This window comes from Amycolatopsis sp. cg13, from assembly GCF_041346965.1.
GTDB lineage: Bacteria > Actinomycetota > Actinomycetes > Mycobacteriales > Pseudonocardiaceae > Amycolatopsis.
This window is the reverse complement of record NZ_CP166848.1, coordinates 8,839,946-8,866,940: the sequence shown is the minus strand read 5'-3', so window position 1 is coordinate 8,866,940 and position 26,995 is coordinate 8,839,946. Positions and strand designations below refer to the sequence as shown.

General features: G+C 69.5%; 29 protein-coding genes and 1 riboswitch. Of the genes, 16 read left to right on the top strand and 13 right to left on the bottom strand.

The genetic code is table 11. The annotated features are described in order from the left end of the window. Nucleotides 1-22 precede the first annotated feature (22 nt). Nucleotides 23-1,240, bottom strand: a complete 1,218-nt coding sequence (hemW, locus tag AB5I40_RS41470; RefSeq protein ID WP_370935661.1) for a radical SAM family heme chaperone HemW — start codon at nucleotides 1,238-1,240, stop codon at nucleotides 23-25. Here hemW and AB5I40_RS41465 point away from each other — a divergent pair. The 6 genes from AB5I40_RS41465 to AB5I40_RS41440 all read left to right on the top strand — a co-directional run bounded on the left by AB5I40_RS41465 (nucleotide 1,164) and on the right by AB5I40_RS41440 (nucleotide 7,011). Beyond that, nucleotides 1,164-1,586: a putative leader peptide gene (locus tag AB5I40_RS41465; protein WP_370935660.1), complete on the top strand. Its 423-nt coding sequence runs from the start codon at nucleotides 1,164-1,166 to the stop codon at nucleotides 1,584-1,586. The two genes, hemW and AB5I40_RS41465, sit on opposite strands and share 77 nt — an antisense overlap. 105 nt (nucleotides 1,587-1,691) lie before the next feature. Continuing rightward, a complete protein-coding gene (locus AB5I40_RS41460; RefSeq protein WP_370935659.1) occupies nucleotides 1,692-3,392 on the top strand; it encodes a nitrite/sulfite reductase in 1,701 nt (566 codons plus the stop codon). Continuing rightward, a complete protein-coding gene (locus AB5I40_RS41455) occupies nucleotides 3,389-4,084 on the top strand; it encodes a phosphoadenylyl-sulfate reductase (protein WP_370935658.1) in 696 nt (231 codons plus the stop codon). Before AB5I40_RS41460 ends, AB5I40_RS41455 begins: the two co-directional genes overlap by 4 nt. Before the next feature lie 10 nt (nucleotides 4,085-4,094). Further along, the gene (cysD, locus tag AB5I40_RS41450; RefSeq protein ID WP_370935657.1) at nucleotides 4,095-5,015 is read left to right on the top strand and encodes a sulfate adenylyltransferase subunit CysD; all 921 of its coding nucleotides are present in this window, start codon (nucleotides 4,095-4,097) and stop codon (nucleotides 5,013-5,015) included. Then, nucleotides 5,015-6,277: a sulfate adenylyltransferase subunit 1 gene (locus tag AB5I40_RS41445; RefSeq protein WP_370935656.1), complete on the top strand. Its 1,263-nt coding sequence runs from the start codon at nucleotides 5,015-5,017 to the stop codon at nucleotides 6,275-6,277. The genes cysD and AB5I40_RS41445 overlap by 1 nt, the downstream gene beginning before the upstream one ends. Further along, on the top strand, nucleotides 6,274-7,011 hold the full coding sequence (locus AB5I40_RS41440; protein WP_370935655.1) for a sirohydrochlorin chelatase: 738 nt from the start codon (nucleotides 6,274-6,276) through the stop codon (nucleotides 7,009-7,011). The genes AB5I40_RS41445 and AB5I40_RS41440 overlap by 4 nt, the downstream gene beginning before the upstream one ends. A 3-nt stretch (nucleotides 7,012-7,014) precedes the next feature. Here the strand turns inward: AB5I40_RS41440 and AB5I40_RS41435 are convergent, their stop codons facing one another. Continuing rightward, nucleotides 7,015-7,872, bottom strand: a complete 858-nt coding sequence (locus AB5I40_RS41435; protein WP_370935654.1) for an oxidoreductase — start codon at nucleotides 7,870-7,872, stop codon at nucleotides 7,015-7,017. A 46-nt stretch (nucleotides 7,873-7,918) separates the two neighbouring features. Here AB5I40_RS41435 and AB5I40_RS41430 point away from each other — a divergent pair, with 46 nt between their 5' ends. Together AB5I40_RS41430 and AB5I40_RS41425 are read left to right on the top strand one after the other, a co-directional pair. Continuing rightward, complete coding sequence (locus AB5I40_RS41430; RefSeq protein ID WP_370935653.1) at nucleotides 7,919-8,467, top strand: helix-turn-helix domain-containing protein; 549 nt, start codon at nucleotides 7,919-7,921, stop codon at nucleotides 8,465-8,467. A 180-nt stretch (nucleotides 8,468-8,647) separates the two neighbouring features. Then, a complete protein-coding gene (locus AB5I40_RS41425) occupies nucleotides 8,648-9,277 on the top strand; it encodes a cyclase (protein WP_370935652.1) in 630 nt (209 codons plus the stop codon). A gap of 44 nt (nucleotides 9,278-9,321) precedes the next feature. Here the strand turns inward: AB5I40_RS41425 and AB5I40_RS41420 are convergent, their stop codons facing one another. Together AB5I40_RS41420 and AB5I40_RS41415 are read right to left on the bottom strand one after the other, a co-directional pair. Beyond that, entirely contained in the window at nucleotides 9,322-10,647 is a 1,326-nt protein-coding gene (locus tag AB5I40_RS41420) for an alpha/beta hydrolase family protein (protein ID WP_370935651.1), read from the bottom strand. A 91-nt stretch (nucleotides 10,648-10,738) separates the two neighbouring features. Further along, a complete protein-coding gene (locus AB5I40_RS41415) occupies nucleotides 10,739-11,314 on the bottom strand; it encodes an ArsR/SmtB family transcription factor (protein ID WP_370935650.1) in 576 nt (191 codons plus the stop codon). A 96-nt stretch (nucleotides 11,315-11,410) separates the two neighbouring features. Here AB5I40_RS41415 and AB5I40_RS41410 point away from each other — a divergent pair, with 96 nt between their 5' ends. Then, nucleotides 11,411-12,184 (top strand): enoyl-CoA hydratase-related protein, encoded by a 774-nt coding sequence (locus AB5I40_RS41410; RefSeq protein WP_370935649.1) that lies wholly within the window; start codon nucleotides 11,411-11,413, stop codon nucleotides 12,182-12,184. A gap of 41 nt (nucleotides 12,185-12,225) precedes the next feature. On the opposite strand, the gene AB5I40_RS41405 is transcribed toward AB5I40_RS41410, so the two are convergent. From AB5I40_RS41405 to AB5I40_RS41395, 3 genes are read right to left on the bottom strand one after another with little or no spacing between them, the layout of a single operon-like run. Further along, complete coding sequence (locus AB5I40_RS41405; protein ID WP_370935648.1) at nucleotides 12,226-12,576, bottom strand: barstar family protein; 351 nt, start codon at nucleotides 12,574-12,576, stop codon at nucleotides 12,226-12,228. Continuing rightward, nucleotides 12,573-13,025, bottom strand: a complete 453-nt coding sequence (locus AB5I40_RS41400; RefSeq protein ID WP_370935647.1) for a ribonuclease domain-containing protein — start codon at nucleotides 13,023-13,025, stop codon at nucleotides 12,573-12,575. Before AB5I40_RS41400 ends, AB5I40_RS41405 begins: the two co-directional genes overlap by 4 nt. An 11-nt stretch (nucleotides 13,026-13,036) precedes the next feature. Next, on the bottom strand, nucleotides 13,037-13,237 hold the full coding sequence (locus AB5I40_RS41395; RefSeq protein ID WP_037813693.1) for a hypothetical protein: 201 nt from the start codon (nucleotides 13,235-13,237) through the stop codon (nucleotides 13,037-13,039). Nucleotides 13,238-13,297: 60 nt separating this feature from the next. Between AB5I40_RS41395 and AB5I40_RS41390 the strand changes: the two genes are divergently transcribed. The 3 genes from AB5I40_RS41390 to AB5I40_RS41380 all read left to right on the top strand — a co-directional run bounded on the left by AB5I40_RS41390 (nucleotide 13,298) and on the right by AB5I40_RS41380 (nucleotide 17,057). Further along, nucleotides 13,298-14,263 (top strand): zinc-binding dehydrogenase, encoded by a 966-nt coding sequence (locus AB5I40_RS41390; protein WP_370935646.1) that lies wholly within the window; start codon nucleotides 13,298-13,300, stop codon nucleotides 14,261-14,263. A 161-nt stretch (nucleotides 14,264-14,424) separates the two neighbouring features. After that, nucleotides 14,425-15,447 carry an alpha/beta fold hydrolase gene (locus AB5I40_RS41385; protein ID WP_370935645.1) on the top strand — a complete coding sequence of 341 codons (1,023 nt, stop codon included), beginning with the start codon at nucleotides 14,425-14,427 and terminating at the stop codon, nucleotides 15,445-15,447. A 119-nt stretch (nucleotides 15,448-15,566) separates the two neighbouring features. After that, complete coding sequence (locus AB5I40_RS41380; protein ID WP_370935644.1) at nucleotides 15,567-17,057, top strand: amino acid permease; 1,491 nt, start codon at nucleotides 15,567-15,569, stop codon at nucleotides 17,055-17,057. A 433-nt stretch (nucleotides 17,058-17,490) separates the two neighbouring features. Here the strand turns inward: AB5I40_RS41380 and AB5I40_RS41375 are convergent, their stop codons facing one another. Next, on the bottom strand, nucleotides 17,491-18,540 hold the full coding sequence (locus AB5I40_RS41375; protein ID WP_370935643.1) for a nitronate monooxygenase: 1,050 nt from the start codon (nucleotides 18,538-18,540) through the stop codon (nucleotides 17,491-17,493). Nucleotides 18,541-18,600: 60 nt separating this feature from the next. On the opposite strand from AB5I40_RS41375, the gene AB5I40_RS41370 reads away from it, so the two are divergent. Next, nucleotides 18,601-19,047 (top strand): pyridoxamine 5'-phosphate oxidase family protein, encoded by a 447-nt coding sequence (locus AB5I40_RS41370; RefSeq protein ID WP_370940707.1) that lies wholly within the window; start codon nucleotides 18,601-18,603, stop codon nucleotides 19,045-19,047. Nucleotides 19,048-19,093: 46 nt separating this feature from the next. Here the strand turns inward: AB5I40_RS41370 and AB5I40_RS41365 are convergent, their stop codons facing one another. Together AB5I40_RS41365 and lepA are read right to left on the bottom strand one after the other, a co-directional pair. Next, a complete protein-coding gene (locus AB5I40_RS41365) occupies nucleotides 19,094-19,660 on the bottom strand; it encodes a Uma2 family endonuclease (protein ID WP_370935642.1) in 567 nt (188 codons plus the stop codon). A gap of 120 nt (nucleotides 19,661-19,780) precedes the next feature. Beyond that, nucleotides 19,781-21,646, bottom strand: coding sequence for a translation elongation factor 4 (gene lepA, locus AB5I40_RS41360; protein ID WP_370935641.1), 1,866 nt, complete (start codon nucleotides 21,644-21,646; stop codon nucleotides 19,781-19,783). A 116-nt stretch (nucleotides 21,647-21,762) separates the two neighbouring features. Here lepA and AB5I40_RS41355 point away from each other — a divergent pair, with 116 nt between their 5' ends. Continuing rightward, on the top strand, nucleotides 21,763-22,374 hold the full coding sequence (locus AB5I40_RS41355; protein ID WP_370935640.1) for a class I SAM-dependent methyltransferase: 612 nt from the start codon (nucleotides 21,763-21,765) through the stop codon (nucleotides 22,372-22,374). Here AB5I40_RS41355 and AB5I40_RS41350 read toward each other — a convergent pair. Together AB5I40_RS41350 and AB5I40_RS41345 are read right to left on the bottom strand one after the other, a co-directional pair. Next, complete coding sequence (locus tag AB5I40_RS41350; protein ID WP_370935639.1) at nucleotides 22,371-22,745, bottom strand: VOC family protein; 375 nt, start codon at nucleotides 22,743-22,745, stop codon at nucleotides 22,371-22,373. The two genes, AB5I40_RS41355 and AB5I40_RS41350, sit on opposite strands and share 4 nt — an antisense overlap. Nucleotides 22,746-22,767: 22 nt before the next feature. Next, nucleotides 22,768-23,631, bottom strand: a complete 864-nt coding sequence (locus tag AB5I40_RS41345; RefSeq protein WP_370935638.1) for a DMT family transporter — start codon at nucleotides 23,629-23,631, stop codon at nucleotides 22,768-22,770. Between the two features lie 393 nt (nucleotides 23,632-24,024). Between AB5I40_RS41345 and rpsT the strand changes: the two genes are divergently transcribed. Continuing rightward, nucleotides 24,025-24,285 (top strand): 30S ribosomal protein S20, encoded by a 261-nt coding sequence (gene rpsT / locus AB5I40_RS41340; RefSeq protein ID WP_116200451.1) that lies wholly within the window; start codon nucleotides 24,025-24,027, stop codon nucleotides 24,283-24,285. Between the two features lie 171 nt (nucleotides 24,286-24,456). Here rpsT and holA read toward each other — a convergent pair whose 3' ends face one another. After that, nucleotides 24,457-25,428: a DNA polymerase III subunit delta gene (gene holA / locus AB5I40_RS41335; protein ID WP_354736798.1), complete on the bottom strand. Its 972-nt coding sequence runs from the start codon at nucleotides 25,426-25,428 to the stop codon at nucleotides 24,457-24,459. Between the two features lie 131 nt (nucleotides 25,429-25,559). Beyond that, a riboswitch (SAM riboswitch) is annotated at nucleotides 25,560-25,693 on the top strand. Between the two features lie 13 nt (nucleotides 25,694-25,706). Here holA and thrC point away from each other — a divergent pair. After that, entirely contained in the window at nucleotides 25,707-26,972 is a 1,266-nt protein-coding gene (thrC, locus tag AB5I40_RS41330) for a threonine synthase (protein ID WP_370935637.1), read from the top strand. The last annotated feature ends 23 nt before the right edge of the window (nucleotides 26,973-26,995 follow it).

The following is a 26,995-nucleotide window of genomic DNA, read 5'->3' as shown; positions in this document are numbered from 1 at the left end:
TTTATGCCCGGCGGGCGAAAATTCAGCCGGCCAGCCGCCGGACCACGGCATCCGCGAGCAACCGGCCCCGGTCGGTCAGCACCGCGCGGCCCCGACTGTCCAAATCGGACACTTCGAGCAGCCCCTCCGCGGCGGCCGCCCTCGCTTCCTTGATCCCGGACTCGTCGAGCGCCGACAACGCCAGTCCGTCGGAGATCCGGAGCTCCAGCATGATCCGCTCCAGGTGCTGGTCCTCCTCGGTGAGCACCTCGCGGTCCGCCTCCGGGCTCTGTCCCTCCGCGAGGAGGCTGGAGTACTTGGCCGGATGCTTGACGTTCCACCACCGCACGCCGCCGACGTGGCTGTGCGCGCCCGGTCCGGCGCCCCACCAGTCGCCGCCCTGCCAGTAGCCGAGGTTGTGGCGGCAGCGCGCGGCCTCGCCGGTCGCCCAGTTCGACACCTCGTACCAGGTCAACCCCGCACCGGCGAGGACGGAGTCGATCATTTCGTAGTAGCTGGCCAGCGTGTCGTCGTCCGGCGCGGGCAGTTCGCCGCGCCGCACCCGGCGGGCCAGCGCGGTGCCGTCCTCCACGATCAGCGCGTACGCGGACACGTGGTCAACGCCCGCAGAGAGCACAGCGTCGAGCGACGCGCGCAGGTCTTCGACCCGCTCCCCCGGCGTGCCGTAAATAAGGTCGAGGTTCACGTGCTCGAACCCGGCGGCCCGGGCCTCGCGCGCGGCGTCGACCGGACGGCCGGGCGTGTGCACGCGGTCGAGCACCTTCAGCACGTGCCGGGCCGCGGACTGCATGCCCAGCGACACCCGGGTGTAACCCGCGTCACGGATGCCCGCGAAGAACTCGGGCGAAGTGGACTCCGGGTTCGATTCGGTCGTCACCTCCGCACCTGGCGCGAGCCCGAACACCGACCGGACGCCGTCGAGCACCTCGGCCAGCCCGTCCGCGCCGAGCATGGACGGCGTTCCGCCGCCGACGAACACCGTCTCCGCCTGAGGTGCGTTGCCCAGGATCTCCGCGCCCAGCTCCAGCTCGCGGCGCAGCGCGTCCAGCCACGACCGCGGCGAGGCGGCGGAGCCGAGTTCGCCCGCGGTGTAGGTGTTGAAGTCGCAGTAACCGCAGCGGGTCGCGCAAAACGGCACGTGGACGTACACGCCGAACGGACGGGTGCCGAGACCGGCGAGCGCGGTCTCGGGCAGTCCGGCGGGAGGACGGTGGGTGTCGGGAACAGGCACGACGTCCATTCTCCCCCGCCGCGCGCCGACTCCCGCGCGCCCCTGCGCCACCCGGCGGAAAGTTCGGCCGCCGAACGATGCGCCGCCCGGCGCGCACCCGTTTGACAAGCGCCCGAAACCGTCCCACGATGCGTCCGAAAGCCGGGAAAGACCTGGCAGATCGCCCGGCCGATGCACATCGGCGGCCGTTTCGCACCCCCGCAGTGAGCCTTCTCCCACGATCCGGACGCCCTTGGACGACGTTCGGCCCGCGTGGCAATCTGAGCTGGTGAGTCCTGCCGGTGTCCTTCTCGTGGCGCGCCGCCACGTCGACCTTCTCCGGGTCGCGAGCGCGCTCTGCCGGCCTGTTCGCTGACTCCCGCGCACCACCCGCCCAGCCCACCACCTGGACGACCGGCCCGCCCGCCCCGCATCGACGCCGCGGCGGAGCCGCCTCGACAACCCCGCCCGGAGGATCTCCATGTCCGCACCCCCGCGTGAGACGCCCGCGAAGGGCCGCACGCCTCGGACTCGCCAGAAGCGCGGCGAGGGCCAGTGGGCGCTCGGCTACCGGGAACCGCTGAACCCGAACGAGCGCTCGAAGAAGGACGACAGCCCGCTCAACGTCCGCTCGCGGATCGAGAACATCTACGCGCACCGGGGTTTCGACTCGATCGACCCGGGAGACCTTCGCGGCCGGTTCCGCTGGTTCGGCCTCTACACCCAGCGCAAGCCCGGCATCGACGGCGGCCGCACCGCGCTGCTGGAGCCCGAGGAGCTCGACGACCGCTACTTCATGATGCGAGTCCGCATCGACGGCGGCGCGCTCACCACCGAGCAGCTGCGGGTGGTCGGCGAGATCTCGCGGGAGCACGCGCGCGACACCGCCGACATCAGCGACCGGCAGAACATCCAGTACCACTGGATCGAGATCGAGGACGTGCCCTCGATCTGGTCCCGGCTGGAGAACGTCGGCCTGACCACGACCGAGGCCTGCGGCGACTGCCCGCGGGTCGTGCTCGGCTCCCCGGTCGCCGGCATCGCCGAGAACGAGGTCCTCGACGCCACTCCGGCGATCGACGAGATCCTCGAGCGCTACATCGGCGACCCGCGGTTCGCCAACCTGCCGCGCAAGTTCAAGACCGCGATCTCCGGGCTGCCGGACATCGTGCACGAGATCAACGACATCGCGTTCGTCGGCGTGAACCACCCCGAGCACGGCCCCGGCCTCGATCTGTGGGTCGGCGGCGGGCTCTCCACGAACCCGATGCTCGCGCAGCGGCTCGGCGCGTGGATCCCGCTGGACGAGGTCCCGCAGGTGTGGGAAGGCGTCGTTTCCATCTTCCGCGACTACGGCTACCGGCGGCTCCGTTCGAAGGCCCGGCTGAAGTTCCTGGTCAAGGACTGGGGCGCGGAAAAATTCCGGGAAGTCCTCGAAACCGAGTATCTCAAGCGGAAGCTGATCGACGGCCCGCCGCCGGAGAACCCCGCGACCCCGATCGACCACGTCGGCGTGCACAAGCAGAAGGACGGCAAGTTCTACGTCGGGGCCGCGCCGATCGCCGGACGGGTGTCGGGCAGCACGCTGGTCGCGGTCGCCGAGGCGGCCGAGCGCGCCGGATCGCAGCGGGTGCGGCTGACCCCGCACCAGAAGCTGATCGTGCTGGACGTGCCCGAGGACAAGGTCCCCGCGCTGGAGACGGAGCTGGCCGAACTGGGCCTGCAGACCAAGCCGTCGCCGTGGCGGCGCAGCGTGATGGCGTGCACCGGGCTGGAGTTCTGCAAGCTCGCGATCGTCGAGACGAAGGTGCGCGCGCAGCAGCTGGTGGCGGATCTGGAGAAGTCGCTCGCCGACATCAACGCGCAGCTGGAAACGCCGGTGACGGTGCACCTCAACGGCTGCCCCAACTCCTGCGCCCGCGTGCAGACCGCGGACATCGGGCTCAAGGGCCAGATCGTCAGCGACGCCGACGGCAACCAGGTCGAAGGCTTCCAGGTGCACCTCGGCGGCGGCCTCGGGCTCGACGCCGGATTCGGCCGGAAGCTGCGCGGCCACAAGGTCACCGCGGGCGAACTGGTCGAGTACGTGGAACGCGTGGTGCGCGCGTACGTCGCGGGCCGCGAACCGGGCGAACGGTTCCCGCAGTGGGCGTTGCGGGCTGAAGAAGGGGTGCTGCAGTGACCGCGGTGGCGGACTACCGGGCGCTGGCCGAACGCGCCGAGAAGGAGCTGGCCGAGGCGACCGCCGAGGAGGCGCTTCGCTGGACGGCCGAGACCTTCGGCGACGACTTCATCGTGGCGTCGAACATGCAGGACGCCGTCCTGATCGACCTCGCCACGAAGGTCAAGCCCGCGGTGGACGTGCTGTTCCTGGAGACCGGCTACCACTTCGCCGAAACCCTCGGGGTGCGCGACGCGGTGCAGACGGTGTACCCGGAAGTGCGGATCGTCAACGCGCAGGCCGAGCAGAGCGTCGCCGAACAGGACGCGGAGTACGGGCCGAAGCTGCACGAACGCGACCCCGGCCAATGTTGCTTCCTGCGCAAGGTCGTGCCGCTGCGGCAGACGCTCGGCAAGTACTCGGCGTGGGTCACCGGCGTGCGCCGGGTGGACGCGCCGACCCGCGCGAACACGCCGATCGTCACCTGGGACGAGCGCAACGGCCTGGTGAAGATCAACCCGATCGCGGCGTGGACCGACGACGAGTTCAACGGCTACCTGCACTCGAACGGGATTCTGGAGAACCCGCTGGTGTCGATCGGCTACCTGTCGATCGGCTGTGCGCCCTGCACCGCGAAGGTCGAGGCGGGGCAGGATCCGCGCAGCGGCCGGTGGGCGGGGCAGAGCAAGACCGAGTGCGGATTGCACGGCTGAGGAAGGACGCATGACGACTTTGGAGCCAGCCGCGGACGCGGCTGTAGACAATCTCGCCGCCCTCGAATCCGAGGCCATCCACATTTTCCGCGAGGTCGCGGGCGAGTTCGACCGGCCGGTGATCCTCTTCTCCGGCGGCAAGGACTCGACGCTGATGCTGCACCTGGCGATCAAGGCCTTCTGGCCCGCGCCGGTGCCGTTCCCGCTGCTGCACGTGGACACCGGGCACAACTTCGACGAGGTCCTGCAGTTCCGCGACCGCGTCGTCGAAAAGCACGGGCTGCGGCTGGTCGTCGCGAAGGTCCAGGACTGGATCAACGACGGCCGGCTCGAGGAACGCGCCGACGGCCTGCGCAACCCGCTGCAGACCACGCCGCTGCTGGAGACGATCGCGGAGAACAAGTTCGACGCGGTCTTCGGCGGCGGCCGCCGCGACGAGGAGCGGGCGCGCGCCAAGGAGCGGATCTTCAGCCTGCGCAACGCTTTCGGCCAGTGGGAGCCGCGCCGGCAGCGGCCGGAGCTGTGGAACCTCTACAACGGGCGGCACCGTCCGGGCGAGCAGGTCCGCGTGTTCCCGCTGTCCAACTGGACCGAAGCGGACGTGTGGAACTACATCGCCCGCGAGAAGGTCGAGCTGCCTTCGATTTACTACGCCCACCAGCGCGCGGTCTACCAGCGCGACGGCATGTGGCTCAGCGAAGGCCCGTGGGGCGGGCCGCGTCCCGGCGAGGACGTGCGCGAGCTGAGCGTGCGCTACCGGACCGTCGGCGACGGTTCGTGCACCGGCGCGATCGAATCCACGGCGTCCACTGTGGACGAAGTGATCGCCGAGGTCCAGGCTTCGCGGCTCACCGAACGCGGCGCCACCCGCGCCGACGACCGGATGTCCGAGGCGGCCATGGAAGACCGCAAACGGGAGGGCTACTTCTGATGTCGAGCCTGCTGAGGCTGGCCACCGCGGGCAGCGTGGACGACGGGAAGTCCACGCTGGTCGGGCGGCTGCTGTACGACACCAAGTCCGTCCTCGCCGACCAGCTCGACGCGGTCACCCGCGCGTCCGTCGACAAAGGACTGTCCACTCCGGACCTTTCGCTGCTCGTCGACGGCCTGCGCTCGGAGCGCGAACAGGGCATCACGATCGACGTCGCGTACCGGTATTTCGCCACGCCGAAGCGGTCGTTCGTGCTCGCCGACACCCCGGGGCACGTGCAGTACACCCGCAACACGGTCACCGGCGCGTCCACCGCGCAGCTCGCGGTGCTGCTGGTCGACGCGCGCAACGGCGTGGTCGAGCAGACCCGGCGGCACGCGGCCGTGCTCGCGCTGCTCGGCGTGCCGCAGCTGGTGCTGGCGGTGAACAAGATCGACCTCGTCGACTACGACGAGAACACCTTCGGCGTCATCGCCAAGGAGTTCACCGCGCACGCGGAATCCCTCGGCTACGACTCGGCGTCCGTCGTCTCCATCCCGGTTTCCGCGCTGGTCGGCGACAATGTCGCGACCCGGTCCGAGAAAACCCCGTGGTACGACGGCCCGTCTCTGCTGGAGCACCTCGAAAACGTGCCCGTGGCACCGGATCCGCACGATTCCGCGCTGCGCTTCCCGGTGCAGTACGTGATCCGCCCCCGCACCGCCGAGTACCCGGATTACCGCGGCTACGCCGGTCAGATCGCCGCCGGCACGGTGCGTCCTGGCGACGAGATTGTCGTGCAGCCGCAAGGGATCCGCAGCCGAGTCGAGCGGATCGACACCGCGGACGGCCCGTTGGAAGAAGCAGGCGCCGGCACCTCGGTGACCCTGCTGCTCTCCGACGACATCGACATCAGCCGCGGCGACCTCATCGCGGCCGCCGACGCGCCGCCGGAGGTCACTGACGAGATCACCGGCACGCTGTGCTGGCTGTCCTCGAAGCCGCTCAAGACCGGCGCGCGGGTGCTGGTCAAGCACGGCACGCGGACCGTGCAAGGACTCACCACCGAGTTGCACGCCCGGTTCGACGAGCAGACCCTGTCCAGTGTGGACTCTCCGGAAAGCTTGGAGCTCAACGACATCGGCAGTGTCAGCCTGCAGCTGGCCGAGCCGCTGCCGGTGGACGACTACGGCGTGAGCCCGCGCACCGGCGCGTTCCTGGTGATCGACCCGAAGGACGGCGACACGCTCGCCGCCGGACTCGTCGGAGAACGGTTCTCGTGACGCCTCCCCTGGTCGCCGTCGCGCACGGCAGTCGTGACCCCCGCTCCGCCGCGACGGTGCGGGCGCTGGTCGACGTCGTCCGTGCGCAGGCGCCGGGGCTGGACGTGCACGAATCGTTCCTCGACCTGTCGGAGCCGCGGGTTACCGACGTGCTGCGCGGCCTTTATTTTGACGGGCACCGCTCCGCGGTCGTCGTGCCGTTGTTGCTGGGCAGCGCTTTCCATGCCCGGGTCGACCTGCCCGCGCTGGTCGACGAGGTGACCGCGGAGTGCCCCGGGTTCCGGATCCGGGTGTCGGACGTGCTGGGCGCCGACCCGGCGCTCGAAGCCGTCGCCCTCGACCGGCTCGCCGGAGCCCGCCTCCGCAGCGGAACCGGAGTGCTGCTGAGCGCGGTCGGCTCGTCCAATCCCGAGGCCAACGCGGTCGTCGCCGGAGTGGCCGCACGCTGGGAAAAGCAGCTCGGGCTTCCGGTGAGCGAGGCGTTCGCCAGCGCCACTCAGCCGGACATCCCGGCCGCCGCCGCTCGCCTGCGCGATCGCGGCGTGCGGCATCTCGTGGTGGCGTCGTGGTTCCTGGCCCCCGGTTTGCTGCCGGACCGGATCGCCTTGCTGGCCCGCGACGCCGACCCAGGCGCGTTCATCGCCGAACCGCTCGCGGACGACCCGCGCGTCGCGGACGTCGTGATCGGACGGTACGCCGCCGCGATCTCCGGACTGCTGCGGACCGCCGCCTGACCGTCACACCGGGCAGGTGACGCCGGTCGCCCGCAAAGATGCCTCCCACAATCGCTTTTGCAGGTCGTCGTCGTGCGAACGCGCGCTGGACTTGACCAGTTCGGGGTAACCGCGGATCTCGAAAAGCCCGCCGGGGCCGTAGTACTCGCCGTTGCTCGCGCCGGGATCGGTCGCCGCCCTTAGCGTCGGCAACGCACCCATCGCAGGCGTCCGCCCGAAGAGCCGCGCGATCGCCAGGTTCGCGATCCGGAACGCTGACGGCGAGTGCCGGAAGATCTCCGTGGTCGCTCCTCCGGGATGTGCCGCCAGAGACGCGGTTTCGGTGCCGCGCAAGCGTTTCGCGAGTTCATAGGCGAACAGCAGATTGGCCAGCTTCGACGCCGGATACCCGCTGGCCGCGCGCAGATCCCCGGGATCGATCCGGCCGAACCGGTGCGCGATGCTGCTGACCGTCACGACCCGTGATCCCGGCACGTCCAGCAGCCGGTCGATCAGCAACGCCGTCCACGCGAAATGCCCGAGGTGGTTCACCCCGAACTGCATCTCGAACCCGTCCGCGGTCCGGCCGGGCGCATTGGTCACCCCAGCGTTGTTTATCAGCAGATCGATCCGGTCGCGCCGGGCGCGCAGCTCATCGGCCGCTTCCCGCACCGAATCCAGGGACGCCAAGTCCAGCCGGACGACCTCCGCTTGCGGGCCGATCCTCCTCGCCGCGTCGCGCGCCTTCCGCGGATCCCGGCAGGCAAGCACGACCCGAGCCCCGCGCTCAGCCAGCGCGCGAGCCGTTTCGAAGCCGATCCCGGTGTTCGCGCCGGTGACCACCGCGACGCTGCCCTTCTTTAACCTGAACCACTCGTTCATGTTGTATAGTGAACCATCGGTTCACCTTGAGTGGCAAGGAGCGGCAGTGCGGGCAGACGCGGCACGAAACCGGGCGGCGATCCTGACGTCCGCGCGAACCCTGCTGATCGCCCGCGGCCCCGAGGCCGGAATGGACGAGATCGCCGCCGAAGCCGGGGTCGCCGTCGGCACCCTTTACCGGCATTTCCCCACCAAACAGGACCTCGTGCGCGAGATCGCCGAGGGCCTCGGCACCGCGATCGCCGAAGTGCTCGACACCGCCGCGGCCCGCGTCGCCGCCGGCCAGACCACCGCAGCCGACGAACTTCTCGATCTGATCCGTCGAGTCGTCGTCGACCTCGGCGAAGCACGCCTCCTCCGCGCCGCGCTCTCGAACCTCTCGCCCGAGCCGCTCCAGACGATGCGCGAGCACGCCACGAAGGCGATCGAATCCCTCATCGTCGCCGCACACCGGGACCACGCCTTGCGGCCAGGAATCTCCGCCGACGACGTCGGACTGCTCCTGGCCACCTCGCCCAGCGCCGACGTTCCGGAGCCCGCCCGGCAGCGCTGGGTCGAACTCGCCTGGCTCGCCCTGTCGGACCACCGTCGGTAGGCCCGAACGGCCGCTTCAGACCACTCCTACCGCCACAAGGTGAGCAGTATTCACATTTTCCGTCACGGTGCGCACCCGTGAACGGTCAATCCTTGACGCGCTACTTAACTTGCCGGTAACTCTCTAATCGCTGCGCAGCTTTCTCTCTCCCCCGTGAAACCCGCAGGTAGGAGCACACAGATGAAAGCACCTCACTTTTACCGGCTGGCCGCGCTGACGGCGGTCGCCGCCCTTCCGCTCGCCCTCGCGGCCCCGGCGTCCGCCGCGACCGCGATCAACTTCGACTGCCAGGCCGACGCACCGGTGGTCGGCCCGCAGCAGGTGTCGCTGACCCAGAACGCCGACGTCACCGCACCCGCGACGGTCGCCCCCGGCGGCGCGTTCGACGTCGTCATCGACCCCGCGCCCAACACCGTCCCGAGCGACGTGGGCGGCAACAAAGTCAAGAACATCAACACCTTCGCGCTGAAGTTCCCGATCCCGGCGAACTCGACCTACGTCAGCGCCGACCTCGCCGGCGGCTCCGGCCTCGGCGACACCCCGCCGACGATCAGCGTCGCCAACGGCGTCGCGACCCTGAGCTTCCCCGGCCCGATCGCCGGCGGTTCGACCTTCGAACTGCCGACCATCACCGCACATCTCAAGGCAGGCGACTCCGGCACGATCGAAACCAAACTGTCCGGCACCAGCTACAGCGACCCCGGCCTGACCTTCAAGGCCGTGGCCAGCAGCATCATCGGCGACGTGACCGCACCGACGGCGTGCTTCCCGAACCCGAGCCCGGTTTTCACCACGACGACGATCGGCTGATCCGGACCGCGGCCACCCGCTGCGCCCGGGTGGCCGCGCCCGGTTCACGGGAGCAGCAGTCCCCAGTAGACCGCCCACGGCACGAACACCAACCCGGCCACGAGCGGCGCGATCGTCCCGCGCCGCCGGTCCGGTTTCCGCAGCAGCCCGGTTGCGGTCACCACCAACACCACCACCGTCGCGACCGCCAGCGCTTGCACCGCAAGCCACGGCAACGGCCGTCCGACGAACACCGGTCCGAGATCCTTCATCCCGGACATCTGCGCCCAGCCGAGCATTCCGACGAACCCGGCGACAGTCGCCGTTCCCAACCCGGCCAGCCACCGCGACGACCTGGTCCCCCGGCGACGCACCAGCGCGACCACGCCGCCGACCGCGAACCCGCCAAGCAGCAAGGCGAGCGCGATCCCTTGCGCCCAAACAGATTCCCACCAGGAAAGCGGCCGGAGCGCTTCGGTCGGCCACTGCGTGAACGCCGCGGTCTCCACGTGCACGCCCTGCCGATCCGCCAGCCATTGGCCGACGACCGCCGGGTAACCGGACACGACCCGAGGCAGCCGGTCGAACCCGGCATCGCTGGTCGCGTACAGATCCGGCCCGCCGCCAGCGACAAACCGAATCGTGTGGTTCGGGTGCCCGGCCAGCGCGTCCGCGAAGATCCGGGAACTCTCGACCGGCACGTGGTTGATGTCGAGGTCGCCCCACAACGCCAGGATCGGCTGTTTCAGCCGCCGCAACACCGGGACCGGGTCGTAATCCGCCTCGGGAAACAGCCCCGCCCCGACCGCGAAGCGCGTTCCCTGCACCGGCAACGTCGTCAGCAGCGAACCGGAAATCCCTTGGTGGCGAAGGACATTCCCCCAGTACCACGAGGTCTGCCTGGCTCCGCCCCACCCGGATCCGCCGACGGTGATCACATACGAAATGTCCGCGGTCCGCGTCGCCGCGACGGGCACGACCCACGCACCCTCGCTGACGCCCCAGACGCCAACCTCCGCGGCTCCCGACTGCGACCGCAACGCGTGCACCGCCGAGACCAGATCGTCCGCCAGCACGCCGTAATCGCGCTGGGTCTTGGAATAACCGCTGGTACGCCGGTCGTACACGAGCGTCGTCACGCCGAGCCGCGTGAACATCTCGGCCTGCAACCGGAGGTTGTCCCGCGTCCGCCAGTCCGACCCGCCTTGCAGGACGATCGCGGACTTCGCTGGTCCGTCCGGCCGGAATACCGTGCCGTGCAACGTGATTCCGCCCGAGCCGGTGAAGCTGACGTCGGCGGACGGTGGTGCTTGTGCCGGCTGGGCGGTCGGAAGGACCGAGCCCAGCGCGAGGATCGCGGCGGCGAGCCGCGATTTGCCCCAGGGCAGCATGAAGTGTTCTCCTTGCTTCGGGAGATCGTGCGACGTTTTCCCTCATTCCTGGGTGCCGAGTTGCCGCTCGGCACCCAGGGCCTCCTCCAGTTCAGTCCTGGACGGCCCCCTCTCCGCCCGGCGCCGGGAACGCGAGCATCCGCGTCTCGACCCGGCGCGCCCCCTCCGGCGTCTCGTAGTCCGGCCGCTGATACCGGCGCAGCAAGGCGAGATACGCCTCGAAAAAGTCCCCCAGCTCGTCCAGCGTCACGGTGATCGCGCCGCGCGAGTACGGAATCGCGTCCGCCCATTCCCCGAGCCGCGGGCGCTCGCGCTCGAACCGTTCGTACAGTTCGGTGTCGCCCGCGAGCCACAGCCGGTGCAGCTCGCCGATCGCCGCCTTGGCCGGGTCGTCGCGTTCGTCCGCGGGCGGCAGCCGCAGGTCGTAATCCGCCACCCGCCACCAGCGTTCACGTCCGCGCGCGCGTTCGGGAAGCTCCTCGACGAACCCGTTCTCCGCCAGCACCCGCAGGTTGTAACTGGTCCCGCCGCTGGTCACGCCCAGCCGTTCGGCGAGCGTGGTCGACGTCGCCGGTCCGGAGGCGGCGAGCGCCTCGAGAATCCGCTGCCGCAACGGATTCGCGAGCGCTTTGAGTGCCTTGAGATCGGCGGGGCGAGGTTCTGCCATGCGTCCAAGGTAGCGGTGCACGAATTTTCGTGCACGGGTTTTCGTGCATGAACTTCACACCCGCTCCCGGGCAGGCGGTGTGCGAAAGTGTCAGGCATGGCTGACGAACTGGTGCACTACGAGGTGGCGGCCGGCATCGCCACGATCACCCTGGACTCCCCGCACAACCGCAACGCGCTGTCGGCGCAGCTGCGGCGGGAACTGAGCGAGTCGCTGACCAAGGCCCGCGAGGACGACTCGGTGCGCGTGGTGCAACTGACCCACACCGGCCCGGTCTTCTGCGCCGGCATGGACTTGAAGGAAGCCCGCGGCGCCGGTTCCTCCGACCAGGGCGTGAACGAGTTCCCGCAGATCCTGGACCAGCTGTGGACGAGCCCGAAGCCGGTCGTCGCCCGGCTGGCCGGCCCGGCTCGCGCGGGCGGCATCGGCATGGTCGCCGCGTGCGACATCGCGGTCGCGGTCCCGGAAGCGACCTTCGCCTTCTCGGAAGTCCGCATCGGCGTCATCCCGGCGGTCATCAGCCTGACGGTCCTCCCCCGGCTGAACGCCCGTGCCGCGCACGAACTGTTCCTGACCGGCGACGTCTTCGACGCGAAGCGCGCGGTGGAGATCGGCCTGCTGAACGCCTGCGTCCCCGCCGAGGACCTGGACAAGACCGTCGAGGGCTACCTCAAGTCGCTGACCCTTGGCGGCCCGAAAGCGTTGGCCGCCACCAAGGAACTGCTGGCCCGCCCGCGTCCGGCCACTCCGGCCGAAGGCTTCGCGGACATGAACGCCCTCTCGGCGGGATTCTTCGCCAGCGCGGAAGGCCAGGAAGGGATCCAGGCTTTCGCCCAGAAGCGCAAGCCGAACTGGGTGCCGCAGGACTGACGCCGTCCGTGAGGGGAACCCGGGGTTCCCCTCACGGCTCGTCAAGCGTCCACCAGCACCAAGGTCAGCCGCCGGTCACCGGAGCCCATCGCCCGCTGCGCGTCCGACAAGACGCTTCGCACCGCCAGATAAGCCTTGGGCTCGGCGGCTTTCAGTCCGTCCGACCCGGCCCAGATCAGCACGTGCTCGCCGGTCGGCAGCCACGACAAATCCGTGAGCATGTCGTACAGCGCGTCCAGATTCCGCCCGAAATAAGACGGAAAAGACAGCGCCTCGCCGATCGCGTCCAACGCCGACAGTTTGTCCAGAGCCCGCGCCCCGTCGACCCGATGCGGATAAGCCCCGCGCGCGAAAGCCGCGTCCGCCGCGGCCTGCGCCGTCTCGCCGGTCACCGCGCGGGGTCCACAACGACGAACGACGCGTAATGATCGCCTGTGTAATACAACTCTTTCCCCGCCCCTGTGATCAACCGGCGGGCCCCTCGGTCCGGGCTCCCCGGCGTTTTCACGGTGTATTCGTGGTAATAGCCGTTCTTCTCCGCGGGAAGCCTTTTCTCCCGGTTCTGGAAGACGACGTCGTCATTGCGCGGATACGGATAGGGCCCGCCCTTTTGGATCAGTGTCCAGGTGTCTTTCGCCTGCGAAGGCAGCGAGGACAACGGTTTGACCGGCAGCTTCGAGTCCGCTCCCGGCACCTTCCCGGAAGCGGCGGCGGGAGCGCTCGACGAGGACGACGGCGCCGGCGAATCCGAGGAGCCGGCGGTTTCCTTGACGAGCCATCCGCCGAGCACCAGCACGAGGAGACCGACGAGCGCAGCGGTGATCCGCCTACGGTTGACCATGGTGTGCCAGCTTAGGAGCGGCCGGGACCGTCGTCGTCACGGGCCGTGCCGAACCAGCGGCCGAAGCGCTCGACCAGCTTGTCGATGGCCCACGCGGCGAGCAGGCACAGCGGCACGAGCACCGCCATCACCAGCACGAACTGCACGGGGAACCAGGCTTGGGCGAGCCACAGCTCGACCCCGTCCCACCAGTTGGCCAGGCCCTCAAACACGAGTGTGAGCCTACGCGCGCTCCACTGCGGCGGGTCGCGCAGGGGAGGTAGGTTGCTGCCATGTTCGCCGTATACGCGCAGGAACCCAACGCCGAGTCCCCGCTCGATTCGCTGGTCGTCGGCGAGCGGCCGGAACCCGAAGTGCCCGAAGGCTGGGTCCGGGTGCACGTCAAAGCCGCCAGCCTGAACATGCACGACCTGTGGACGTTGCGCGGCGTCGGCATCAAGGCCGACCAGTTCCCGATGATCCTCGGCTGCGACGGCGCGGGCACGCTCGACGACGGCACCGAGGTCGTGCTGCATTCGGTGATCAACGCGCCGGGCTGGCAGGGCGACGACACGCTCGACCCGAAGCGAACTCTGCTCACCGAGAAGCACCAGGGCACGTTCGCCGACCAGGTCGTAGTCCCCGCGCGCAACGCGGTCCCGAAGCCGGCCGGACTGAGCTTCGCCGAGGGCGCGACGATGGGCACCGCGTGGCTCACCGCGTACCGGATGCTGTTCGTGAAGTCGGAGCTGCGGCCCGGCCAGACGATGCTGGTGCAGGGCGCGTCCGGCGGGGTGTCGACCGCGCTGATCGCGCTCGGCCGCGCGGCCGGGTTCCGCGTCTGGGTCACCGGGCGCACCGAAGAGAAGCGCGCGCTGGCCGAGAGCGTTGGCGCGCACCAGACGTTCGAGTCCGGCGCGCGGCTGCCCGAGCGGGTCGACGCGGTGTTCGAGACCGTCGGCAAGGCCACCTGGGGGCACACGCTCAAGTCGCTGAAGCCGGGCGGCGTGGTCGTGGTGTCCGGTTCGACCAGCGGCCCCGACCCGTCGGCCGACCTGCAGCGGGTTTTCTTCCTGCAGCTGCGAGTCCTCGGCTCGACCATGGGCACCCGCGACGAGCTGGCCGACCTGCTCGCCTACCTCGATCTGAAGGGCATCAAGCCGCAGATCGGCACGGAGCTCCCCCTTACGGAGGCCCCCGCGGGATTCGCCGCGATGGCCGCCGGCGAGACCGCGGGGAAGATCGTTTTCACTCGCTGACACTGGTCGCACCGCGCTGGCCTGGGCTTTTCACGTTCAGTGAGTCCAGGCCGGCGCTTTTACCTGTTCTCCGGTAAATCGTCAACACCCCAGCTTCGCAATCAGATAGTGACCCCCAAAGTTCCACCAGAACTCGACCTTGGGCGGTTAACCTGGAGAACATGACCGCGACGCAGCGGCCAGTCCCGGCCGGCCGGGGCGGCCGGCACCCCAGCGAACCGGAGCCGATCCGGGAATCCTTCCGGCGGTTCGCCGGCATGCGCACGCGCGTGCTGGAGGTCGGGCCGCCCGTCGCCGAGGCGCCCGCACCCAAGCGCACGCGCCGCAAGGCCGACGGGAAACCCCGCGCGCCGCGCCTCGTGTTGCTCCACGGATATTGCGACAGTGCCGACACGTGGCGGCCAGTACTCGGAGAACTAGCCGCCGCGGGCATCGCCGCGATCGCTGTCGACCTTCCCGGCTTCGGCGACGCGCAGCCGCTGCGCCCCGGTCCGATGCTGCCGCAGCTCGACGCCTTCACCGCCGCGGTGGTCCGCGAGCAGGCCGTGCTCGGCCCGGTGGTGCTCGCGGGCAACTCGCTCGGCGGCACGATGAGCCTCCGCGCGGCGCAGAACCAGCGGCTGCCGACCGCGGGCGTGGTGTCGATCGCCGCGCCCGGCTTCGTCGACTCGTGGCTGGTGCGCACGGTCGGGCGCAACCCGCTGCCGCTGCGGCTGTACTCCTCGCTTCCGTTGCCGGTGCCGGGTTTCCTGGTCCGCGCGGTCGCCGAACAGCTCGTGCCGCGGATCCTCTACGCCGACTCGCGGCAAGCCGACGCGGGCCAGGTCCGGCGGTTCACCACCCTCTTTCCCGACTACCGGGCCACCACGTCGCGGCTCGAAGAGGCCCGGCAGCTTGTCGCGGAACTGGCCGACGCCTACCGCCTCGACCAGATCAAGATCCCGCTGCTCGCGGTCGCCTGCGGCAAGGACAAGCTGGTGACGGCCGCGTCCGGGCGGAAGCTGCACGCCCTGGTGCCGCACAGCAGGCTCGTCGTCCGCGAGGACTGGGGCCACTGCCCGCAGCTGGACGACCCGGCCGAGGTCGCCGAACTGCTCACCTTCTTCTCCGCCGGCGCGGTCCGCTCGGCCGCGCGCCCGGCGCCCACGGTCAACGACGTCGAGGACGACTCCGCGACCGGGTGACTCAGGCTGCCAAGATCGTCACACTATGGAGTCGGTGACAGGCGAGGCACCGCCGGGTACGGTGCCCTGCCAGGGCCCGGAACCCGGGGCCTGCGAACCACCAGTCTGAGGAGACATCGATGTCAGCTCCGCGCGGCCCTAACCTGGGCTCCGGGTCCGGGATCTTCCGGCGGAAGCCGATCGAAACCATCGAGCAGGCCGGCGAAAGCGGCCTGCAGCGCACGCTCGGCTTGCGGCAGCTGACCGCGATCGGCGTCGGCGGCATCATCGGCGCCGGCATCTTCTCGCTCGCCGGCGCGGTCGCGAACAAGACCGCGGGCCCGGCCGTGCTGATCTCGTTCCTGATCGCGGGCATCGCGAGCGCCGCGGCGGCGTTCTCCTACGCCGAGTTCGCCGGCCTCATCCCGCGCGCGGGCTCGGCTTATACCTACGGGTACGCGGTGCTCGGCGAGATCGTCGGCTGGTTCATCGGCTGGGACCTGCTGCTGGAGTACACCGCGATCGTGTCCGTGGTGGCGATCGGGATTTCGGGTTACTTCAACGATTTGCTGGGTTTCCTGCACGTGTCGCTGCCGCACTGGATGTCCGGCGCCCCAGGGACGGAACCGGCGGGCGTCGAACCAGGGTCGTACAAGATCAACCTGTTCGCGGTGCTGCTCTGCCTGCTGATCGCTTTCATTCTCAACCAGGGCATGAAAAACGCGGCGCGCTTCGAAACGCTGCTGGTGTACCTGAAGGTCGGCCTGGTGCTGCTGGTGATCGTGGTCGGCGCCTTCCACATCCAGAGCGGCAACTACAGCAACTTCTTCCCGTTCGGCCTCAGCGGCGCTTTCACCGGCGCGGCAACGGTGTTCTTCGCGGTCTTCGGCTACGACGCGATGTCGACCGCGGCCGAGGAGTCGCAGGACTCGCAGAAGCACATGCCGAAGGCGATCATCTACTCGCTGGCGATCTCGATGGTGCTGTACGTGCTGGCCTGCCTGGTCCTGACCGGCATGGTGAAGTACACCGACATCAACCCGGAAGCCGCGTTCTCGAGCGCGTTCGCGAAGGTCGGCCTCGGCTGGCTGGGCGCGATCATCGCGGTCGGCGCGATCATCGGCATCCTGACGGTGCTGTTCACCTTCCTGCTGGGCGCGACCCGGGTGGGCTACTCGATGAGCCGCGACGGCCTGCTGCCGAAGTGGTTCTCGAAGACCCATCCGGTGCGCAAGGTCCCGTCGCGCATCACGTGGATCCTGGGCGTCGCGTCCGCGTTGATCGCGGGCGTGCTGCCGATCGGCGAAGCCGCGGAACTGACGAACATCGGCATCCTGCTGGCCTTCGTGGTCGTCTGCATCGCGGTGATCGTGCTGCGCTACAAGCGCCCGGACCTGCCGCGCACGTTCAAGACGCCCGGCATGCCGGTGGTGCCGATCATCGGGGTGATCTTCTCGGTCTGGCTGATCACGTTCCTGAAGCCGGAAACCTGGCTGCGCTTCGCGATCTGGTTCGCGATCGGGATGGTGATCTACTTCTCCTACAGCAAACGGCACTCCGCGATGGAACGGGGCGAGTCGGCTGGTTCTGGCGACGGGGATGCTGGCGGAGTGAAGTCCACTTCGGACTGACACTGCGGTTCAGATCGCTGCGGCTTTTGCTTGCTGCGGGTTTGATCGCTGCGGGCTTGCCGCGGTTCTGCTTGCCGCGGGCTTTGCTCGCCGCAGTTCGGATCGCCGCAGGCTTTGCTTGCTGCGGTTCTGATCGCCGCGGGCTTTGCTTGCCGCAGTTCGGATCGCCGCGGGCTTTGCTTGCCGCAGTTCGGATCGCTGCGGGCTTTGCTTGCCGCGGCTTTGATGCGGGGGACGCCGTTGCGGTGTCCCCCGCATGTGCTTTGCCCGTGTCGGCGATCCGCTGACATGCCCAATCGGCCACGTTCGTGGCCCATGAGCGCACATCGCCATCGCGTGAACCGCCCGCTTCGACACTGCCCGCGACCAAACCACATGCGGGTCCTCGGGCGCGCTGCCACCGACTCGAGGCGGCACACGAACGTCGGAAAGCTCAGCGCAACCGGTCGAGCCGTTCCGCCGCGGACTTCGCTTCCGCACGGAGACGAGCCACGATCGAGGCCGCTGAACCGTCGCTGGCGAGCGGATACGTCTGCCCCGCCCACAGCGACATCGCCTCCGGGTCACCGGCTTTGCCTGCTGCCGCGCGGACCGGTTTGCTCAGGTGGTGCAGCTGCGGGTAGGCGGCGGGCGCGTCGGCGGAGAGGTCGCTCAGGACGCGGTTCACCATGCCCCGCGCCGGGCGTCCGCTGAACGCGCGCGTGAACGCCGTCGCCCGGCCCGCCTCGGCGAGCGCCCGCCGCTGGGTCTCGCCGGTGCCGGCTTCCGTCGCGAGCAGGAAGGCCGTGCCCAGCTGCGCCGCCGACGCACCGGCAGCCAGCACCGCCGCGACGTCGGCACCGTTGACCAGTCCACCGGCTGCGATCAACGGCAGGCTCGTTCGTGCGCCGAGCAAACGCAGCAGCGCGAGCAGGCCGTACTCCTCGCCGCCAGCCGGGTTGCCCGGGTCGTCGGTGAACAGGCCACGGTGGCCACCGGCCTCGAAGCCCTGCACGACGAGCGCGTCGGCTCCGCGCGCGGCGGCGAGGTCGGCTTCCTCCGGATTCGTGACGGTGACCGCGACCTTTCCGCCGGCCTCGTGGATCCGCTGCACCTCGGCGGACGTCGGCGCGCCGAACGTGAACGACACCAGCGGAACCCGGTGGCGCACGACGAGGTCGAGTTTCGCCGGGTACTCGTCGTCGTCCCAGACCGGGTCGCCGAGTTCGACGCCGTAGCGCACGGCTTCGGCGAGCAACCGTTCGCGGTGCGCGGCGAGGTCGGCCACCGACCGGCCGCCGGGGACGAACAGGTTGACGCCGAACCGGCCGCCGGTGAGGTCGGCGGTGTGCGCGATCCGGGCGTCCAGCGTCTCCGCGCTGAGGTAGCCCGCCGCGAGGAAACCGAACCCGCCCGCGTCCGTGACGGCGCCGACCAGCTGCGGCGTCGTCGGCCCGCCCGCCATCGGCGCCACGATCACCGGGAACTCGAGATCATCGAACATGTCCCCGAGCCTAGTGCCGGAGCGGAAATGCGCCGGGCCGCCGCCGCGTTGCAGAAGAGCATGACGGCAACCCTGGAACAGCTCCGCGCGCTGACGGTGGAGGAAAACGGCCTCGCCACCGTGGCCACGACTCGCGCCGACGGCACCGTGCACGCCTCCGTGGTGAACGCGGGCATCCTGAACGACCCGGTGACCGGCAAGCCGAGCGTCGGCTTCGTCGCCGTCGGCGGCGCGCACAAGCTCGCGCTGCTGCGCCGCAACGGCCACGCGACCGTCACGTTCCGCCGCGGCTGGCGCTGGCTCTCGGTGACCGGCCCGGTCCGCCTGATCGGCCCGGACGACCCCGACCCGTCCTTCCCGGCCGACGACCTCCCGCCCCTGCTGCGCGAGGTGTTCCGCGCCGCCACCGGAACCCACGACGACTGGGCGGAGTACGACCGGGTGATGGCCGCCGAACGCCGAGCCGCGGTGTTCGTGGAGGTGGTCAGGATCATCGGCAACGGCTGACCGAGTCCTCCGTCGCACGATATCCGGGCGACTCAACCGGAACAGATCAGCTCCTTCCGATCAACTCCTCGGGCACCACCCGAACCGAGAACGGCCGCTGCGCCTCGAAAACCTCGGCACCCGCCGTCTTGGCGACCTGGCGATAGCGACCGTCCTCGTCCAGTTCGAACACGGCCAGTTCGGCGGTCACCGGGTCGATCACCCAGTAGCTCGGGACGCCCAGCCGTTCGTAGAGCGCCTTCTTGGTGTTCAGGTCGTGAATCGACGTGCTCGGCGACAGCACCTCGACCGCAAGCACCGGCGGCACGGGCAGATCCTTGGCAGTGAAATCCTCGGTCCGTCCTACCAGCACATCCGGCTGCAGCTCTATCCGATCGCCCACGTGCACCGCGAACGGCGCGCCGACGACGAACAATTCTTCCGGACAGGCCGCATCGAGCACGCCGTACAGCCGGTAGCCGATGGTCTGGTGTCTCAGACCTGGCGCGGGGCTCACGAGGAGTGTCCCGTCGATAAGTTCGTAACGGCGGCCATCCTGCGGCATCCCCTCGAGGTCGTGCACCGTCATGGGGTCCGACCCGGGCGGATACTCGATGTCCGTCATGACCGTCATGGTGCTCTCCTTTCCCTGTTCGCGCCAGAGAGTCTCTGTCCGCAATTGAGAACACCAGCCCCCACCGACAAAAACGGCGGCTCCCGGAAACCCGGAGCCGCCGTTCACCCGAAGGGGGACCTACTTCTTGTTCTTCCCGTTGTCCTCAGTGGACAGTGCCGCGACGAACGCTTCCTGCGGCACCTCCACCCGGCCGACGGTCTTCATCCGCTTCTTGCCTTCCTTCTGCTTCTCCAGCAGTTTCCGCTTCCGCGAGATGTCGCCGCCGTAGCATTTGGCCAGCACGTCCTTGCGGATGGCGCGGATCGTTTCGCGCGCGATGATCCGCGAACCGATCGCCGCCTGGATCGGCACCTCGAACTGCTGCCGCGGAATCAGCTCGCGCAGGCGGGTCGCCATGCGGTTTCCATACGTGTAGGCAGCGTCCTTGTGCACGATCGCGGAGAACGCGTCCACCGTCTCGCCCTGCAGCAAAATGTCGACCTTCACCAGATCGGCCACCTGCTCGCCCGATTCCTCGTAGTCGAGCGACGCGTAACCGCGGGTGCGCGACTTCAGCGTGTCGAAGAAGTCGAAGATGATCTCCGCCAGCGGAATCGTGTACCGCAGCTCCACGCGGTCCTCGGACAGGTAGTCCATGCCCAGCAGGTTGCCGCGTTTCGCCTGGCACAGCTCCATGATCGTGCCCACGAACTCCGACGGCGCGAGGATGCTCACCTTCGAAACCGGCTCGTGCACCTCGGAGATCTTGAGCCCGCCCGGCCAGTCCGACGGGTTCGTGACGATAACCTCGCTGCGGTCCTCCAGCACCACGCGGTACACCACGTTCGGCGCGGTCGAGATCAGGTCCAGCCCGAACTCGCGCTCCAGCCGGTCCCGGGTGATTTCCAGGTGCAGCAGGCCGAGGAAGCCGCAGCGGAAGCCGAAGCCCAGCGCCACCGACGTCTCCGGCTCATAGGTCAGCGCGGCGTCGTTGAGCTGCAGCTTCTCCAGCGCCTCGCGCAGTTCCGGGTAGTCCGAGCCGTCCACCGGGTACAGCCCGGAGTAGACCATCGGCTTCGGCTCGCGGTAGCCCGCCAGGGGCTCCTTGGCGCCGTTCCGCTCGGCCGTGACGGTGTCGCCGACCTTCGACTGCCGCACGTCCTTCACACCGGTGATCAGGTAGCCGACCTCGCCGACGCCGAGGCCCTTGCTGGCCTTCGGTTCCGGCGAGATGATGCCGACCTCCAGCAGTTCGTGCGTGGCGCCGGTGGACATCATCTTGATCTTCTCGCGCGGCGTGATCTTGCCGTCCACCACGCGGATGTAGGTCACCACGCCGCGGTAGGTGTCGTAGACCGAGTCGAAGATCATCGCCCGCGCGGGCGCTTCCGAGTCGCCGACCGGAGCCGGAACCTGCTTCACGACCTCGTCGAGCACCGCGCCGACGCCGACGCCGGTCTTCGCCGAGACCCGCAGCACGTCGTCGGGCTCGCAGCCGATGATGTGCGCGATCTCGCCCGCGTACTTGTCCGGGTCGGCCGAGGGCAGGTCGATCTTGTTCAGCACCGGGATGATCTGGAGGTTGTTCTCCAGCGCCAGGTACAGGTTGGCCAGGGTCTGCGCCTCGATCCCCTGCGCGGCGTCCACCAGCAGGATCGCTCCTTCGCACGCTTCGAGCGCGCGGGACACCTCGTAGGTGAAGTCGACGTGGCCGGGGGTGTCGATCATGTGCAGGACATAATCTTGTTCACCGCCCTGGCCGTCCTTGATCTTCCACGGCAGCCGGACGTTCTGGGCCTTGATCGTGATGCCGCGTTCCCGCTCGATGTCCATGCGGTCGAGATACTGCGCGCGCATGGCCCGCTCCTCGACGACGCCGGTGAGCTGCAGCATCCGGTCCGCCAGCGTCGACTTGCCGTGGTCGATGTGGGCGATGATGCAGAAGTTGCGGATCAACTCCGGCGGCGTGAAGGTGGTGTCGGCGAACGTCTTGGGCGCTGTCACTCGGGCTGTCCTCGGGATGGTGGGGGATGTCCGTACCCCATCGTCCCATGGACCTCCGGGTGCGGGTGGGGGTCATCCCCGATGCGGCCCCGCGCGACTCGTGATGACCTCGAAGCATGACCACTTCACCCTCCCCCTCGCCGCCCGGCCCCGGCGTCCTCGACGCCGCGCTCGACCGGGCTTTCGGCCACCCCAGCGGCCTGCTGGGCAGGCTCGGCGGCAAGCTGATGGCGGTCAGCAACGCCACGACCGAGCACCGCGTCGTCGACCTCGCCCGCCTCGAACCGGACGAAACCGTTCTCGTCGTCGGCCCCGGCCCGGGGATCGGCCTCGACGCGGCGAGCAAGCTCGCCGGCGAGGTGATCGGCGTCGAACCCTCCCCCGAGATGCGCGATCTCTGCACGGACCGCTGCGGCGACCGCGCCGAGGTGCGCGCGGGCAGCGCGGCTCAGACCGGCTGCGCGGACGAGATCGCGGACGTCGTGCTGACCGTGAACAACGTCCAGCTCTGGGACGACCGTACGGCGAGCTTCGCCGAGTTGTTCCGGGTGCTGCGGCCAGGCGGACGGCTGCTGCTCTCGGCGCACGAGAAATGGCTTCCGGTGACCCGGCACGAACTCGCCGGCGAAGCCGCCGCGGCGGGATTCACCGACCTGCAGACCTGGACCTGGGACCCGCCCGGGTTCGCCCCGCTCGCCGCCCAGCTCCGGGCCGTGAAACCGAGCTAGCGCTTGTCGCGGCGCAACGGGTGGTCCTCCGGGACCTCGACGAGGACGATCCGCAGCCCGTCCGGGTCGGCGATCCACGCCTCGTCGGTGCCCCACGGTTCGCGACGGGCCTCGCGCACCGGTTCGACCCCGCGTCCGGCCAATTCGGCCAGAGTCGCCGGGAGATCGCGGACCTGCAGGAACAGATTGACGTCCGGACCGGGTCCTTCTTCGCCGGCTCCGACCACCTCGATCGAACCGCCACCGGCGAAAAACCGCGTGCCACCAGGGAACTCGCGCTCGATCGCGAGGCCGAGAGCGTCGCGATAGAACGCGGTCGACACCTCGTGGTCGCGGGGGTGGATCAGCACCCGGCTGCTCAGTACGTCCATGGTTCCTGCCTACCTGAGCCGCTCAGGCGACCGCAATCGCAGCGATCCCAGCCAGTACCACGAGCGAGCCGGCGAGCCGCCGCACGGCATTGCGCTCGCGGAGCACGAGCCAGGCGGCGACCCCGCCGAAGACGATCGACAGTTCGCGCGCCGGAGCGACGAGGCTGACCGGCGCGATCCGCAGGGCGTAGAGGACCAGCAGGTAGCTGGCGGGCGAGGCCAGCCCGACGATCAGCACCTCGCGCCGATGGTCGCGCCACAGCCGCTTGATCTCGGAGCGGCCGCGGGCGGCAGCCGGCGCGAGCAGGATGCTCTGGCCGATCGCACCGCCGCCGAAGTAGACGAGCGGAGGCACGCCGAGCGAAGTGACCGAATGCGCGTCCCAAATCGTGTAAGCCGCGATGACTGTTCCGGTGGCGACGCCGTAGAACACGCCGGCGCGACGAGCCTTCGCGTCGCCGGTGCTGCCGCCGAGGCTGATCACCAGGACGCCCGCGACGACCAGGAAGGCGCCGGCCAGCCCGAGCACACCGGGCCGTTCGCCCAGGACCGTGACGGCCACGAGCACCGACACCAGCGGTCCGGTGCCGCGGGCCAGCGGGTAGACGACCGACAGATCGCCGACCTCGTAGCCGCGCTGCAGCACGATCCCGTACACCACGTGCAGGACCGCGGTGACCAGCGCGGCGAGCAGCCAAGTCCATTGTGGACGTTCCGGTTCGACGGCGAGCGCGACCGCGATCACCGGGAGCATCCCCACCGCGGAAACCGTGTAGTACAGCCAGACGAATCGCGGACCGCCGGCGGAAACCCGTTTGGCGGCCAGGTTCCACGCGGCGTGCACGACCGCGGCGACGAGAACCATGGCGAGGGCAGTGGTGTTCATCTGCGACCCTTTCAGGTTTTCAGCGCACGCTGAAAACCGGGTCCTCCAGGCTTTTGTCCCGTCAGATGAACGGCAGGGCTCGATGTCCCGCCGAAGGTGCCGCTCGGACCAGCCCCGCCCGCCCTCGTTGTCTTCGCGACCCGCTTTGCGGGACCACGGGCAGGCGACGGAACCCTAGGCACTACCGAGATCCACCGTATCGGAGCCGCGGGCGGAATGCCGAACAGTCACCGGCTCCGGGGCCCGCTCCAGGGCCGCGAGCAGGGCTGTTAAGATTTTCGACTGTTGCCGTGCGGCATTCCGTCAGGGAGGAAACCCGGCAGTCCCTCGGGACTGATCCGGAGCCACGCGAACGCGGCAGCGACCTTCACCGAGTGAAAGAGGAACGCCTCCATGGCCAACATCAAGTCGCAGGTCAAGCGCATCGACACCAACGAGAAGGCGCGGCAGCGCAACCTGGCGATCCGGTCCTCGGTGAAGACCGCGATCCGCAAGTTCCGCGAGGCCGCCGAAGCCGGTGACAAGGACAAGGCCCTCGAACTGCAGCGCGACGCCGCTCGCAAGCTCGACAAGGCCGTCACCAAGGGCGTCATCCACGCCAACCAGGCCGCGAACAAGAAGTCGGCTCTCGCGAAGCGCGCGAACCAGCTCTGAGCGCAGTCTTTCCGGAAGGCCCGGCGGCTTCGGCTGCCGGGCCTTTTCCGTGTTCTGGGGTGGCTCGGTCGCCAGGGGCAGAACCCGGCGACCGCTATCCCGTCCAGCAAAACGCCGCAGTCTTCCCACGGCGGTGACACAGCAGTCCGCTGAGGCGCCCTCGCCTCGGCGTCAGCGGTCTCCCTTGGCCGCGACCACCTCGAGGACCGCGCGCTGCAGGGCGTAGTTCGCGTCGGCCGCCGCGCCCTTGACCTCGGCGTTCAGCCGCGCGACGACGCGCATCGCGGTCGCCAGGCCGTCCTGGCCCCAGCCACGGGACTGGCCTTGGGCTTTGCGGATCTTCCACGGCGGCATGCCCAGCTCGCCCGCCATCTGGTTCGGATTGCCGCGGCCGGCGGCGGACACGCGAGCGATCGTGCGGACCGCGTCGGCCAGCGCGTCGGCCACCAGGACATGCGGAACGCCCAGCTGCATCGCCCACTGCAACGACTCCATCGCGGCCGCCCGGTCGCCCGCGACGGCCTTCTCCGCGACCGCGAAGCCAGTCACGTCGGCGCGTCCGGTGTGGTAGCGGCGGACCGCCTGCTCGTCGATGACTCCCCCGGTGTCGGCGACCAGCTGCGTCGCCGCCGAGGACAGTTCGCGCAGGTCCGAGCCGACCGAGTCGAGCAGAGCCATCAGGCCCGCGCCGTCGATCTTGCCGCCCGCGCGGCGCACCTCGTTGCGGACGAACGCCTCGCGCTCGGCCGGCTTGGTGAGCTTCGGGCATTCGGTGATCTCCGCGCCCGCTTTTTTCAACGCGCCAGGCAGCGCTTTCGCGGCCTTGCTCCGCCCGCCGCCGCTGTGCACGACCACGAGGACGATGCCGTCGGCGGGCGCCTTCACGTACGCCAGGACCGCGTCGGACAGCTCCTGCGAGATGTCCTGCGCCGACTCCAGCACGATCACGCGGCCCTCGGCGAACAATGACGGGCTGACCAGCTCAGCCAGCACGGGCGGTGTGAGATCGGACACCCGTGTCCGCGTGAGGTCCGCCGTCGGGTCCGCGGCCTTGGCCGCGTCGAGGGACGCTCGCACAGCCCGTTCGATGAGCAGTTCTTCCTCGCCCGTGACGAGGTGCAGCGGCGCGGGTGCGGTGGTCACCTCGCCATCCTCTCACCCGGTCGCCGGGCCGTCCGCTCCGGTGATGTGGGCCGCCTCCGTGGCACGAGCTGATCGGGATGTCGTACGGTGTAGCCGAGGACGCGCCCACCGGCGCTCCGACAACCGAATACCGCTCATCCAGAGGGGCAGAGGGAACGGCCCGACGAAGCCCCGGCAACCGGCGTACAGCCTGTCATCCCGCGATCGCGGGATAGCTGACGACCACGGTGCCAATTCCGGCCCGCTTCGGCGGGGCAGATGAGGAAAGGAACCTCGCGATGACTGCAGCCCTCAGCGCCACCTCCGCCAACAAGACGATCGACCTCGGTCCGGCCGTCGAACTGGTGTCGAAGGAAGAAGGGCACCGGCAGCCGCTCGCTCCGGAATTCGTCTCCGCCGAAGACTTCTCGCCGCTCGAGGTCGCCTACGACTTCGGCCGCGTCCGCCGCGAGGACATCGAGGCGGGCCCGCGCAACATCTGGCGTTACAAGAAACTCCTTCCCGTCCCCTCGACTGTCGAGGAGACTCCGAACACCGAACCCGGCTGTACCCGGCTCGTGCGCGCCGACCGGCTCGCGAAGGAACTCGGCCTCAAGAGCGTGTGGGTCAAGGACGACACCGGCAACCCGACGCACTCGTTCAAGGACCGCGTGGTCGCCGTCGCGCTCGCCGCGGCCCGCGAGTTCGGCTTCGAGGTCCTCGCGTGTCCCTCGACCGGCAACCTGGCCAACGCGACCGCCGCCGCGGCGGCCCGCGCCGGCTGGCGGTCGGTCGTGCTGATCCCGAAGAGCCTCGAGCGCGCGAAGATCCTCACCACCGCGGTCTACGACGGCGACCTGATCGCCGTCGACGGCAACTACGACGACGTGAACCGGCTCGCCACCGAACTGGCCGGCGAGCACCCGAAGTGGGCGTTCGTGAACGTCAACGTCCGCCCGTACTACTCCGAGGGCTCGAAGACGCTCGCCTACGAGGTCGCCGAGCAGCTCGGCTGGCGCATCCCCGAGCAGATCGTCGTGCCGATCGCCTCCGGTTCCCAGCTCACCAAGGTGGACAAGGGTTTCCGCGAGCTGGGCCAGCTCGGTCTCGTGGACGCCAGCCCGTACAAGGTGTTCGGCGCACAGGCCACCGGCTGCTCGCCGGTCTCCACCGCGTACCGCAACGGCCACGACGTGGTCCAGCCGGTGAAGCCGGACACCATCGCCCGCTCGCTGGCGATCGGCAACCCGGCCGACGGCCCGTACGTGCTCGACGTGGTCAACCGCACCGGCGGCGCGATCGAGGACGTCACCGACGAAGAGGTCGTCGAAGGCATCCGGCTGCTCGCGCGCACCGAAGGCATCTTCACCGAGACCGCGGGCGGCGTCACCGTGGCGACCGCGAAGAAGCTCGTCGAAACCGGCAAGCTCGACCCGGACGCCGAAACCGTCCTCCTCATCACCGGCGACGGCCTCAAGACCCTCGACGCGGTCGAGAACCACGTCGGCCCGAAGGCCACCGTGCCGCCGTCCGCCGCGGCCGTCGCCAAGGCGCTCGGCTACTAGCGCACCGGCCCGGGGTCCGCCGC